At 69.4% G+C, this 12,297-nt stretch carries 11 protein-coding genes; 4 read left to right on the forward strand and 7 right to left on the reverse strand.

Annotated elements, in window-relative coordinates; translation table 11 throughout:
• Nucleotides 1-4: 4 nt before the first annotated feature.
• From Sri02f_RS30755 to Sri02f_RS30770, 4 genes are read left to right on the forward strand one after another with little or no spacing between them, the layout of a single operon-like run.
• Nucleotides 5-202, forward strand: coding sequence for a hypothetical protein (locus tag Sri02f_RS30755; RefSeq protein ID WP_167467649.1), 198 nt, complete (start codon nt 5-7; stop codon nt 200-202).
• Nucleotides 199-837 carry an aminodeoxychorismate/anthranilate synthase component II gene (locus tag Sri02f_RS30760; protein ID WP_109004601.1) on the forward strand — a complete coding sequence of 213 codons (639 nt, stop codon included), beginning with the start codon at nt 199-201 and terminating at the stop codon, nt 835-837. Before Sri02f_RS30755 ends, Sri02f_RS30760 begins: the two co-directional genes overlap by 4 nt.
• Nucleotides 834-1,970 carry a class E sortase gene (locus tag Sri02f_RS30765; protein WP_109004602.1) on the forward strand — a complete coding sequence of 379 codons (1,137 nt, stop codon included), beginning with the start codon at nt 834-836 and terminating at the stop codon, nt 1,968-1,970. Before Sri02f_RS30760 ends, Sri02f_RS30765 begins: the two co-directional genes overlap by 4 nt.
• Nucleotides 1,971-2,003: 33 nt before the next feature.
• Nucleotides 2,004-2,795: a class E sortase gene (locus Sri02f_RS30770; RefSeq protein ID WP_373865142.1), complete on the forward strand. Its 792-nt coding sequence runs from the start codon at nt 2,004-2,006 to the stop codon at nt 2,793-2,795.
• Between the two features lie 481 nt (nt 2,796-3,276).
• On the opposite strand, the gene Sri02f_RS43900 is transcribed toward Sri02f_RS30770, so the two are convergent.
• The 7 genes from Sri02f_RS43900 to Sri02f_RS30810 form a co-directional block, all read right to left on the reverse strand.
• Nucleotides 3,277-3,459 (reverse strand): hypothetical protein, encoded by a 183-nt coding sequence (locus Sri02f_RS43900; RefSeq protein ID WP_245970880.1) that lies wholly within the window; start codon nt 3,457-3,459, stop codon nt 3,277-3,279.
• 250 nt (nt 3,460-3,709) lie between these two features.
• Nucleotides 3,710-5,692: a Stk1 family PASTA domain-containing Ser/Thr kinase gene (gene pknB, locus Sri02f_RS30780; RefSeq protein ID WP_109004604.1), complete on the reverse strand. Its 1,983-nt coding sequence runs from the start codon at nt 5,690-5,692 to the stop codon at nt 3,710-3,712.
• 169 nt (nt 5,693-5,861) lie between these two features.
• Nucleotides 5,862-7,331: a peptidoglycan D,D-transpeptidase FtsI family protein gene (locus Sri02f_RS30790; protein ID WP_109004605.1), complete on the reverse strand. Its 1,470-nt coding sequence runs from the start codon at nt 7,329-7,331 to the stop codon at nt 5,862-5,864.
• Complete coding sequence (locus tag Sri02f_RS30795) at nt 7,328-8,770, reverse strand: FtsW/RodA/SpoVE family cell cycle protein (RefSeq protein WP_069769331.1); 1,443 nt, start codon at nt 8,768-8,770, stop codon at nt 7,328-7,330. The genes Sri02f_RS30790 and Sri02f_RS30795 overlap by 4 nt, the downstream gene beginning before the upstream one ends.
• Nucleotides 8,771-8,797: 27 nt before the next feature.
• A complete protein-coding gene (locus Sri02f_RS30800; RefSeq protein WP_109004606.1) occupies nt 8,798-10,417 on the reverse strand; it encodes a Stp1/IreP family PP2C-type Ser/Thr phosphatase in 1,620 nt (539 codons plus the stop codon).
• Nucleotides 10,418-10,509: 92 nt separating this feature from the next.
• Entirely contained in the window at nt 10,510-11,028 is a 519-nt protein-coding gene (locus tag Sri02f_RS30805) for an FHA domain-containing protein FhaB/FipA (RefSeq protein WP_069769333.1), read from the reverse strand.
• A 10-nt stretch (nt 11,029-11,038) separates the two neighbouring features.
• Entirely contained in the window at nt 11,039-11,923 is an 885-nt protein-coding gene (locus Sri02f_RS30810; RefSeq protein ID WP_109004607.1) for an FHA domain-containing protein, read from the reverse strand.
• Between the last annotated feature and the right edge of the window lie 374 nt (nt 11,924-12,297).

The raw sequence follows: 12,297 nt of genomic DNA on the forward strand, positions 1-12,297 counted from the left end.
CGGCGTGAGTCAGGTGCCGTGGTGCGACGGAAGGGACGGCATGTACGGCTGGATCTGGCGGCATCTGCCGGGAAACGCGTGGGTGAAGGCGCTGATCTCGATCATGCTGGTCGTGGCCGTGGTGTACACGCTCTTCCAGTACGTCTTCCCGTGGGCCGAACCGCTGCTTCCCTTCAACGATGTGACGGTGGACAACCAGTGAGCGCGCGCATTCTCGTCGTCGACAACTACGACAGCTTCGTCTTCAATCTGGTCCAGTACCTGTACCAGCTGGGCGCCGAGTGCGAGGTCCTGCGCAACGACGAGGTCTCCACCTCCCACGCCCAGGACGGGTTCGACGGTGTTCTGCTCTCGCCCGGCCCGGGCACGCCCGAGGAGGCCGGCGTCTGCGTCGAGATGGTCCGTCACTGTGCGGCCACCGGGGTGCCCGTGTTCGGCGTCTGCCTGGGCATGCAGTCGATGCAGGTGGCGTACGGCGGAGTCGTGGACCGGGCGCCGGAGCTGCTGCACGGCAAGACCTCGCCGGTGGAGCACGAGGGCAAGGGTGTCTTCGCCGGTCTGCCCAGCCCGTTCACCGCGACCCGCTACCACTCGCTGGCCGCCGAGCCGCGGACGGTGCCGGCCGAGCTCGAGGTGACCGCCCGTACGCACGACGGGATCATCATGGGCCTGCGTCACCGTGAACTGCCCGTCGAGGGCGTCCAGTTCCACCCGGAGTCGGTGCTGACCGAGCACGGGCACCGGATGCTGGCCAACTGGCTGGCGGAGTGCGGCGACCAGGGCGCGGTGGCGAGGTCGGCGGGGCTCGCCCCGGTGGTGGGCAGGGCCACGGCGTGACCGCGCTGCGGCCCGAGCGTGAGGACTCGTACGGTGCCGCGCCGTACGAGTCCTTCGGCGGTGACCACTACGCGGGAGCCGGCGCCCGAGCCGCGGGCGGAGTCGGGCCCGGGCCCGGTCCGGGCTTCGGTCCGGGAGCCGACCCCTACGCGGGGGAGCCGTACCGGCCGCCGGCGGACGACGAGACGGTGGCGCTGCGGATACCGCCGGCGTCGGCGTTCGGCAGTGGCCCCATATCCGCCTCTGGCGCCCCGGTGGCCTCTGTGGCCCCTGGAACCCCGGCGGGCGGACGTGCGGCCCGCAGAAAGGCCGCCAAGGGCCGTCATGGGCGTCATGGCGGGCAGAGCGGGCCTGGCGGGCAGGGCGAGGTCGCCGAGGCGTACGACGGGCCCGACGTGCCGTCCCAGGACGAGCGGCCGCTGTCCCGCGTGGAGGCCCGGCGCCGGCAGAAGGCCCGCAAGCCGAGCGCGGCGGTCGTCGCCAGCCGTGCGGTCGGCGAGGTGTTCATCACCACGGGTGTGCTGATGCTGCTGTTCGTCACCTACCAGCTGTGGTGGACGAACGTGCGGGCCCACGCGCAGGCGGACAGGGAGGCCAGCAGCCTCCAGGACGACTGGGCCAGCGGCAAGGGCGCGCCGGGGGTGTTCTCGCCGGGGCAGGGCTTCGCCATCCTGCACATTCCCAAGCTGGACGTGGTGGTGCCGATCGCCGAGGGCGTGAGCAACAAGAAGGTGCTCGACAAGGGGATGGTGGGGCATTACGGCGAGGGCCCGCTGACGACGGCGATGCCCGAGGCGAAGACCGGCAACTTCGGGCTCGCGGGTCATCGCAACACGCACGGCGAGCCGTTCCGTTACATCAACCGGCTGCAGGCGGGCGACGACATCGTCGTCGAGACCCAGGACGAGTACTTCGTCTACAAGATGGCGTCCTCGCTGCCGGTGACCGCGCCGAGCAACACCAGCGTGCTCGATCCGGTACCGCCGGGCTCGGGGTTCACCGGTCCGGGCCGGTACATCACGCTCACCACCTGCACCCCGGAGTTCACCAGCAAGTACCGCCTGATCGTCTGGGGCAAGATGGTCGAGGAACGGCCGCGCAGCAAGGGCAAGCCGGACGCGCTCGTCGAGTAGGCGCGCGGACCGGGTGGCATGCCTCGGGTAGGCATGCAGTCGAGTAGGGGCAGATTGAACGTGGCAGCGACCACCGGCGACACCGATCACGAAGAGCACGCGCGCGTGGACGCGCCCCCGCCCGGGCCGCGGCGCCGAGGGGGTGGCCGGATCGCCTTCGCGGTCAGCGTCTTCGGTGAACTCCTCATCACGGCCGGCCTGGTGCTGGGCCTGTTCGTCGTGTACTCCCTGTGGTGGACGAACGTCGTCGCCGACCGGCATGCGCATCAGCAGGGTGACAAGGTGCGCGACGACTGGGCCCGGCAGGGCAGCGGCCCCGGCGGCCCCGGCGCGCTGGACACCAAGGAGGGCATCGGCTTCCTGCACGTGCCGGCGATGAAGAACGGCGAGGTGCTGGTCGAGGAGGGCACCTCGTCGAAGATCCTCAACGAGGGCGTCGCCGGCTACTACACCGATCCCGTCAAGGCCGTGCTGCCGACGACGGGCAAGGAGGGCAACTTCGCGCTGGCCGCGCACCGCGACGGCCACGGCGCGAAGTTCCACAACATCGACAAGCTGGAGAAGGGCGACCCGATCGTCTTCGAGACGAAGGACGACTGGTACGTCTACAAGGTGTACGCGATCCTGCCCGAGACGTCGAAGTACGACGTCGAGGTCCTCGGCCGGGTGCCGAAGGAGTCCGGCAAGAAGAAGGCCGGCCACTACATCACGCTGACGACCTGCACGCCGGTGTTCACGAGCCGCTACCGGTACGTGGTGTGGGGCGAGCTGGTCCGGGTGGAGAAGGTCGACGCGGACCGCACTCCGCCGAAGGAGCTGGGCTGACCGTGACGGGCCCCTTTCGCAGGGGCGCCTGTCGCCTGGGATGACGAAGGCCCGAAGCCGCGGGTTCGCTCTGCGGCTTCGGGCCTTCTGCTGGGCGTGGTGGTCACTCGAGGACCGGCAGGGCCGCCCCGGCGCTCCACTGCTCCAGCAGTCCGCGGTGGACGGCGGTGATGCCGGTCTCGGCGGCGATGTTGAGGGCATCGCGGGTGAAGCGACGGTCCTGCCGAGGACGTGGTTGATGCGCTGGTCGATGCGGTCGTCCAGGGAGAGGGGGGCCGGGAGGGGGTCGTGCACGGGCTGCGTCCGCGCCCGGTACTCCATGTCGAGAAGGTACGTGCGCACCTGACGGGCGACTTCGCTGTCGCGGAGGAGCATCGCGACGTCGAGGACCGCGCGGCGGGAGTAGAGGGTGAGGCTGGACCGGGGCTGTGGATACCCTCCCGGATAGCGTGAGAGGACGTCACGCTTGAATTCCGCGAGGTCAGGGCCCTGGAGGGTGAGCATTCCGTTGCCGGAGAGCTCTCCGTGGTGGCGTGCTGAGCTGGCGGACGGCCTCGGCGGTGACGCCGAAGTACGCCGCCACCATCGCCGTGGTCACGTGCATGCCGTCCGGGAGCAGCGACAGGGCCTTCACCCTGTCGAGGACGTCGGTGCGTTCGAGCACGCCGTCGCGCAGGCTCCTGGATTACAGCAGCGCCGATTCGTTGATCATGTCTGCCCCTCTGTCGGTGGTCGCGTGTCGGTGGTCGCGCCGGGCGTCCAGGGCAGGGCGGTGAAACGACACCCCACCCCAACGGGGTATCGAGTCGTCAGATATGAAGAAACGATCTTTTTGTGGGTGTAGGGGTGGATAAGGAAGCGGGCCCTGCCGGATGCTTCCGGCAGGGCCCGCGACCTTCGTCACCGCAGGGCGGTCAGCCGCCGCCTCCGCCGAAGAAGCCGCCGCCGCCGTTGTTGCCGCCGTTGCCGCCGTTCTTGATGGCGATCAGGTTGACCGTCTGTCCCCTGTTGACCGTGCTGCCGGGGGCCGGGTCCGAGCTGATGACCTGGGCGTCGTCGTCCTGGGAGCCGGCGATGTTGCCGACGTTCAGGCCGGCGTCCTGCAGGGCCTTCTTGGCGTCCTTCACGGACATGCCCTGGAGGTTGCCCGGGACCTGCACCTGCTGGGGCTGGGTGCTCTTGCCGATCTGGATCTGGACCGTGGAGCCCTTGACGGCCTGGGAGCCGATGGAGGGGACGGTCTGGACGACCTTGCCGACCTGGTTCTGGTCCTGGGTGTCGACCTCGACGCAGTTGCCCTTGAGGTCGTTCTGCTCCATCTGGGCCTTGGCGTCGTCACAGCTCTTGTTCGAGACGTCGGGGACGGTCGCCTTCTGCTCGGCCTTGGCGACGGTGAGGGTGATGGTGGTGCCCTTCTCCACCTCGTCGCCGAGCTTCGGGTTCTGCTTCAGGACGGTGCCTTCCTGTTCGGACGACACCTCCTCCTTCGTCTCGACCTGGAGCTGGTACTTGTCGCCTTCCAGGAGCGTCTTCGCCTCGTCCAGGCTCTTGCCGAGGACGCTCGGCACGACCACCTTCGGCGCCCCCGTCGACACGACGAGGTTGACGGTGTCGCCCTTGTTGACGTCCTTGCCGGCCACCGGGTCCTGCGAGCAGATGTTGCCCTTGGCGGTGTTGTCACAGGGCTTCTGGGTGAACACCGGCTTCAGCTCGGCGTTCTTGGCCATCGAAACGGCCTCGACCTGTGTCTTGTTCACGAAGTTCGGGGCCGGGAAGGGCTTGGCGGCGGCGCCGTCGCCGCTGAACACCCACTTGCCGATCAGGACCGCGCCGACGAGGACCAGGACCGCGGCGAGGACCAGCAGGATCGTCGAGGTGTTGGACTTCTTCTGGCGGCGCCGGTCGGGGCGGTCGTCGTAGCCGTAGCTGCCGTCGTCCGGGTTCATGGGCGGCAGCATCGACGTGGCGCCGGCGTCCGCGCGCATGGCGGTGGTCGCCTGGTCGTCGCCGTAGCCGCCGTAGCCGACCGAGCCCATCGCCGCCGTCGCCGCGACCGGCTGGCCGTCGAGGCAGGCCTCGATGTCCAGGCGCATCTCGTCGGCGGACTGGTAGCGGTAGTTCGGGTCCTTGACCAGTGCCTTGAGGACGATGGCGTCCATCTCGGGGGTGATCTCGGGGTCGAAGACGCTCGGCGGCTGCGGTTCCTCGCGCACGTGCTGGTAGGCCACGGCGACCGGGGAGTCGCCGACGAAGGGCGGCCGGACCGTGAGCAGCTCGTAGAGGAGGCAGCCGGTCGAGTACAGGTCGGAGCGTGCGTCGACCTGTTCGCCCTTGGCCTGCTCGGGTGAGAGGTATTGGGCGGTGCCGATGACCGCGGAGGTCTGCGTCATCGTCATGCCGGAGTCGCCCATGGCGCGGGCGATGCCGAAGTCCATGACCTTGACCTGGCCGTTGCGCGTCAGCATGACGTTCGCGGGCTTGATGTCGCGGTGGACGATGCCGGCTCTGTGCGAGTACTCCAGGGCCTGGAGGATGCCGATGGTCATCTCCAGCGTCCGCTCCGGCAGCAGCTTGCGGCCGGAGTGGAGCAGCTCGCGGAGTGTGGAGCCGTCGACGTACTCCATGACGATGTACGGGATCGAGACCCCGTCGATGTAGTCCTCGCCCGTGTCGTAGACCGCGACGATCGCGGGGTGGTTGAGCGAGGCGGCAGACTGGGCCTCCCGGCGGAACCGGGCCTGGAAGGAAGGGTCGCGCGCGAGGTCCGCGCGCAGCGTCTTCACCGCCACGGTGCGGCCGAGGCGGGTGTCATGCGCGAAGTAGACCTCCGCCATGCCACCACGACCGAGCACGTGGCCCAGCTCGTACCGGCCGCCGAGGCGACGCGGCTCTTCCATAGCTACCTACCAGCCCTCTCCGTCGGTCCCGACCGGCACACGTGTGCGGTCGGAGGCTGCCGTCCGGGCTTACCGTACCCGGACGGCGCTGTGTGACCTGGCCAAGCCCGTCACCCGATACAGGACCGGTATCGCAACGTGCACCGATGTGTAGGCGACGTGATGGGGGTCACTTCTTGCTGTCGATGACTGCCTTCATCACGTTCCTCGCGATCGGACCGGCGAGACCGCCGCCGGTGATGTCGCCACGGTCGGCCGCGCCGTCCTCGACGACGACGGCGACCGCGACGGGCGCGCTGCCGTCGGACAGCTTGGCGTACGAGATGAACCAGGCGTACGGCTTCTCGCTGTTGTTGAGGCCGTGCTGGGCGGTGCCGGTCTTGCCGCCGACCTTGACGCCGTCGATCTTGGCCTTGCCGCCGGTGCCCTGCGGGTCGTTGACGACCGTCTCCATCATTTCCCGGAGGGCCTGCGCGGTCTTGGCGGAGACCGCCTGGGACAGCTGCTGCGGCTCGGTGGTCTCCAGGGTGTCCAGGTTCGGGGCCTTGAGCTGGTCGACCATGTACGGCTTCATCAGCTTGCCGTCGTTGGCGACCGCGGAGGCCACCATGGCCATCTGGAGCGGGGTGGCGCGGTTGGAGCCCTGGCCGATGCCGTCCAGCGAGTTCTGCGGCCGGTTGTCCTTGGGGAAGATGGACTCGGCGGCTCGCACCGGGGTGTCCAGTTCGGCCTCGTTGAAGCCGAACTTCTCCGCCTGGTCGATCATCTTCTCGTTGCCGACGTTGTCGGCCATCTTCGCGAAGACGGTGTTGCACGACACCATGAGCGCGTAGCGCAGGGTGGCGTTCTCGCAGGCGCCGTGCTCGTTGGTGAGCTTGCTGGAGGACTGCGGGAGCGGGAAGGGGTCCGGGGTGGCGGTCTTCTGGTCGACGCCGGAGACCACGCCGTTCTCCAGGGCGGCGGCGGCGGTGACGACCTTGAACGTGGAGCCCGGCGGGTAGGTCTCGCGCAGCGCGCGGTTGAGCATCGGGTCGTCGGGGTCGTTCTTCTTCTGGACCTTGCTCCAGGCCTGGGCGTCCGCGTCGGAGGATCCGGCGAACTTGGTGGGGTCGTAGGACGGGGTGGAGACCAGTGCCAGGATCTTGCCGGTGGACGGCTCGATCGCGGCGACCGCGCCCTTCTTGTCGCCGAGTCCCTCGTAGGCGGCCTTCTGGGCGGCGGCGTTCAGGGTGGTGATGACGCTGCCGCCCTCCTTCTCCTTGCCCGTGATCATGTCAAGGGTGTTGCGGAAGAAGAGCCGGTCGTCGTTGCCGCTGAGGATGCCGTCCTCGAGCCGCTCCAGCTGGTTGGCGCCGAAGGCCTGCGAGGAGTAGCCGGTGACCGGCGCCCACATGGCGCCGTTGGACCAGGTGCGCTTGTACTTGTAGTCGCCGCTGGTCTCGACCGAGCCCGTGATGGCCTTGCCGTCGACGATGATGTTGCCGCGCGGGGTGGAGTAGCGCGTGATGTTGACGCGGCGGTTCTTGGTGTCGCTGGCGAGGCTGTCGGCCTTGACGTACTGCAGGTAGTTGTCGCGCAGCAGGAGGGTCAGGACCAGGAGGCCGCAGAAGATCGCGATCCGGCGCAGGGGCTTGTTCATGACGGGCGGACCACCTGGGTCATCTCGGCGTCGGGGTTGGAGGCGGGCGCGGGCGCCGGGCGGCGCGCGGTGTCGCTGATTCTGATGAGGATGCCGATCAGGGCCCAGTTGGCGATGACGGAGGAACCGCCGTAGGCGAGGAAGGGCATCGTCATGCCGGTCAGCGGGATGAGGCCCATCACACCGCCGGCGACGACGAAGACCTGCAGGGCGAAGGCGCCGGAGAGGCCGATCGCGAGGAGTTTGCCGAAGGGGTCGCGGGCGGCGAGGGCGGTGCGCACGCCGCGCTCGGCGATCAGGCCGTAGAGCAGCAGGAGCGCCATGATGCCGGCGAGGCCGAGCTCCTCGCCGAAGGTGGCGAGGATGAAGTCGGAGTTGGCGGCGAACCGGATCAGCTCGGAGTGGCCCTGGCCCCAGCCGGTGCCGAGCGTGCCGCCGGAGCCGAACGCCCACAGCGCCTGCATGGCCTGCTCGGAGTGGATGCCAGGGGCGCCGGACTGGCTGAGCTTGTACTCGCGCATCGGGTCGAGCCACGCCTGCACGCGCTGCTGGACATGGCTCTCGAAGCTGGCCACGCCGACCGCGCCGGCCGCGGACATCAGCAGGCCGAAGACGATCCAGCTGGTCCGCTCGGTGGCGACGTACAGCATGATGACGAACATTCCGAAGAACAGCAGCGAGGTGCCGAGGTCCGTCTCGAAGACCAGGATCAGGATCGAGATGAGCCAGACCACGATGATCGGGCCGAGGTCGCGGCCGCGCGGCAGGTACAGGCCGAGGACGCGGCGGCTGGCGAGGGCGAGCGCGTCGCGTTTCACCATGAGGTAGCCGGCGAAGAAGATCGCCAGCACGATCTTGGCGAATTCTCCGGGCTGGATGGAGAAACCGGCGACCGAGATCCAGATCTTCGCGCCGTAGATGTTTTGGCCGAGGCCCGGCACGAGCGGGAGCAGCAGCAGAAGGACCGCGCCGACCATGGAGATGTAGGTGTAGCGCTGCAGGACGCGGTGGTCCTTGAGGAAGATCAGCACCACGACGAACAGGGCGATGCCCAGGGCTGTGTACAGCAGCTGGCGCGGCGCGGCGGTGCCGGCCTGGTGGATCTGCTTCAGCAGCTTGGACTGGTCGAGGCGCCAGATGGCGACCAGTCCGAGGCCGTTGAGGAGGGTGGCCACCGGCAGCAGCAGGGGGTCCGCGTAGGGCGCGAACTTGCGGACGGCGAGGTGGGCCACGCCGGCCAGCAGTCCGAGGCCGAGCCCGTAGCTCAGGAGGCCGGAGGGCACCTGCTCGTTGATGGCCAGGCCCACGTTGGCGTAGGCGAAGACCGGGATCACGACGGCGAACACCAGCAGTGCGAGCTCGGTGTTGCGCCGGCTCGGGGTGCCGATCGAGCCGATCGTGGACGTGTGGTGCGTCGGCGAGTTGGTTGTACTGCTCATCGTGTGACGGGGCCTCTCACGGCTTGCCTACTGCTCACCGCACCGCGAGACGACCTTCTGCTCCTCCTCCGACAGGCTCGGGCGGGGGGTGGGAGTGGGGGTCGCGGGTGCGGTCGGGGACGCGGTTGCCGAGGGGCTCGGCGATGCCTTGGACGTGAGGGAGACGGGGGTGGTTCCCGTGGTGGCGCCCGTCTGGCCCTCACCGGTCTTCGAGCCGGTCTTGGAACCGGTGGTGGAACCGGGTGTGGGACCGGTCTTGGAGCCGGTGGCGCCCGCGGCGGCGGTACCGGCCTGCTTCTTGCAGGCGGAGGCCTGGACGGCCAGCTCGTCGATCTTCTTCCGGGCGTTGGGCAGGTCGCCTTCGGCGATCGTGGCCTCCACCAGCTTGCGCTGGTACTCCGGGAGGTACTTGAGTTCGATCTCGGGGTGGTCCTTCTCGACCTTCGACAACGACACCCACGCGAGGTCCTGGCTGATGCCCCGGTACAGGGCGACGTGCTCGCCCTTGGTGCCGACGTAGTACTGCGTCTGGGTCCAGCGGTAGCCGCCGTACAGTCCGCCGGCGATGACCGCGAGCGTGAGGACGCCGTAGAAGGATCTCTTGAGCCACCTGCGGCCCTTGCGCGGCTTGACGAAGTCGTCGTCGGTGTAGTCGCCGAAGCCGTCGGTGGGGATGAAGCCGGTGATGTCCCCGCCGGAGCCGGGCGGGCCGAACTCGCCGCCTCCGCCGTGTCCGTGCTGCCGGCGGCCGAGGCCCGAGGCGCGGCCGGCCGGGGTCTGCATGATGTTGTTGTCGTGCTGCTGGAGCTGGTTCTCGGCGACGGCGCCGACCACGACCGGGGTGTCGGACAGCTGCCCGGCGAGCGTGTCACCGGTGTCCAGGTCGAGGACGTCGGCGACGATCACGGTGATGTTGTCGGGGCCGCCGCCGCGCAGGGCGAGCTGGATCAGCTCCTGCACGGTCTCCTGGGGGCCCTGGTAGCTGGCGAGGGTGTCCTCGAGCGTCTGGTGGGAGACGACGCCGGACAGGCCGTCGGAGCAGATCAGGTAGCGGTCGCCGGCCCGGACCTCGCGGATCGAAAGGTCCGGTTCGACGTGCTCGCCACTGCCCAACGCCCGCATCAGCAGGGACCGTTGGGGGTGGGTGGTGGCTTCTTCCTCGGTGATGCGGCCCTCGTCGACGAGGCGCTGCACCCAGGTGTGGTCCTGGGTGATCTGGGTGAGGACGCCGTCGCGCAGCAGGTAGGCGCGCGAGTCGCCGACGTGTACGAGGCCGAGGCGCTGGCCCGTCCACAGCAGGGCGGTCAGGGTGGTCCCCATGCCTTCGAGCTGGGGGTCCTCCTCGACCAGGGCGCGCAGCTGGTCGTTGGCGCGCTGGACGGCGGTGCCGAGCGAGGTGAGGACGTCGGAGCCGGGGACGTCGTCGTCGAGGGCGACGATCGTGGAGATGGCCTCGGAGGAGGCGACCTCGCCGGCGGCGGCGCCGCCCATGCCGTCGGCGATGGCGAGCAGGCGCGGACCGGCGTAACCGGAGTCCTCGTTGCCCTCCCGGATCATGCCCTTGTGCGATCCGGCGGCGAAGCGCAGTGACAGACTCATGCGCACCTCGCCCGTCGGCCCCGGGTACAGCCGGTCGTGTCGAGCCACACTGCCCACCCTCCGGTCGGGAGCACACCGGGGCCCTGGGTGCCGGCCGCCGCCGCGTGCTCGCTCCGCTCGCGCTCACTCATGATGTAGCACTACTTCCGAAGCTCGATGACGGTCTTGCCGATACGGATCGGCGCACCCAGCGGGATCGGTGTGGGAGTCGTCAGTCGCGATCGGTCGAGATACGTGCCGTTGGTGGAGCCCAGGTCCTCGACGATCCACTGGCCGTCGCGGTCCGGGTAGATCCTGGCATGGCGGCTGGAGGCGTAGTCGTCGTCCAGCACGATGGTGCTGTCGTGCGCCCGGCCCAGCGTGATGGTCTGGCCCTGGAGCGCGACGGTCGTGCCGGTGAGGGTGCCTTCGGACACGACCAGCTTCGTCGGTGCGTTGCGGCGCGTGCGGCCGGCGGCGGCCGGCTGCTGGCGCTGCTGCGGGGGCGCCTGCTGGCGCTGGGCCTGTTGCTGCGCCCGTCCCGCCTCCCGGCGCGAACCGCGCTGGGTGACACGCGTACCGAAGAGGTCGCTGCGGATGACCTGCACGGCCACGATCACGAACAGCCACAGTACGGCCAGGAAACCCAGCCGCATGACCGTGAGGGTCAGCTCTGACATTGCCCCCGCTTCACCCTTCGGCTTGCCGGTAAATGATGGTGGTGCTGCCCACGACGATCCGCGAGCCGTCGCGGAGCGTAGCGCGGGTGGTGTGCTGCCCGTCCACCACGATGCCGTTGGTGGAGCCGAGATCCTGGATCGTCGAGGGCGAACCGGTCCGGATCTCGCAGTGCCGGCGCGAGACGCCGGGGTCGTCGATCCGCACGTCGGCCTCGGTGCTGCGGCCCAGCACGAGCGTGGCGCGGGAGATCTGGTGGCGGGTGCCGTTGATCTCGATCCAGTGGCGGGTGCGGGAACCGGGCTGCGGTGCCCCGGCCGGTCCTGCGCCCGATGCGCCGGGGCGCTGGGCGCCTGCGGCGGGCGGGTAGCCGTAGCTGCCGGGACGGGCGCCGGGGGCGCCGGGCGGCGGGGCGGACGGCATGGGCGGAGCGGCTGCTCCGCCGGCGCCGGGGTAGGCGGCGCCGCCCGGTCCGCCGGGGCGGGGCCGGCCGGCGGCGGGCGCGTCGTCCGCCTGGCTGCTGGAGGAGGCGAGCGTACGGCTGCGCACCCGGTAGAGCCCGGTGTCGAGGTCGTCGGCCTTCTCCAGGTGGACCTTGATCGGTCCCATGAAGGTGTAGCGCTGCTGCTTGGCGTAGTCGCGCACCATGCCGGCGAGCTCGTCGCCGAGCTGGCCGGAGTAGGGGCTGAGCCGCTCGTAGTCGGGCGTGCTCAGCTCCACGATGAAGTCGTTGGGGACGACCGTGCGATCGCGGTTCCAGATGGTGGCGTTGTTGTCGCACTCGCGCTGGAGCGCGCCGGCGATCTCCACGGGCTGGACCTCGGACTTGAAGACCTTGGCGAAGGTGCCGTTGACCAGACCCTCGAGACGCTGCTCGAATTTCTTCAGGACTCCCATGGGGCACCTCCTCCGTAGTGGCTGCCGTCCCGAACCGTGCTGCTTACCTGGTACTGCTCACTGATCGTATCCACGCGCCGGTGAATCGGCTGGTTCCCCCTGTCGGCCCCGTCGACGGGTGTCGACGACCTGTCGCTCACCTGCTTCTCGTACTCGCTTCTGCCCAGGATCGTAGAGGCGGCCGTGGACCAGTGTCCCGCACCTGGCTGTGCTCCTCGTCCGGCTCCTGGGGAGACGGCCGCCATAGGTACGAGGTTGATACGTGAACCAGTCACCGCCGAGACGTACGCGGCAGCCCACGGGTCCCCACCTGGTCCCTGCCCGCCAGAAAGGGATGTGAACGCACCCTGGACCGCGTGCTAATGTTCTGCATG

Origin of the sequence: Streptomyces rishiriensis (genome assembly GCF_003112535.1) — a bacterium.
In the GTDB taxonomy this organism is placed as follows: Bacteria; Actinomycetota; Actinomycetes; order Streptomycetales; family Streptomycetaceae; genus Streptomyces; species Streptomyces rishiriensis.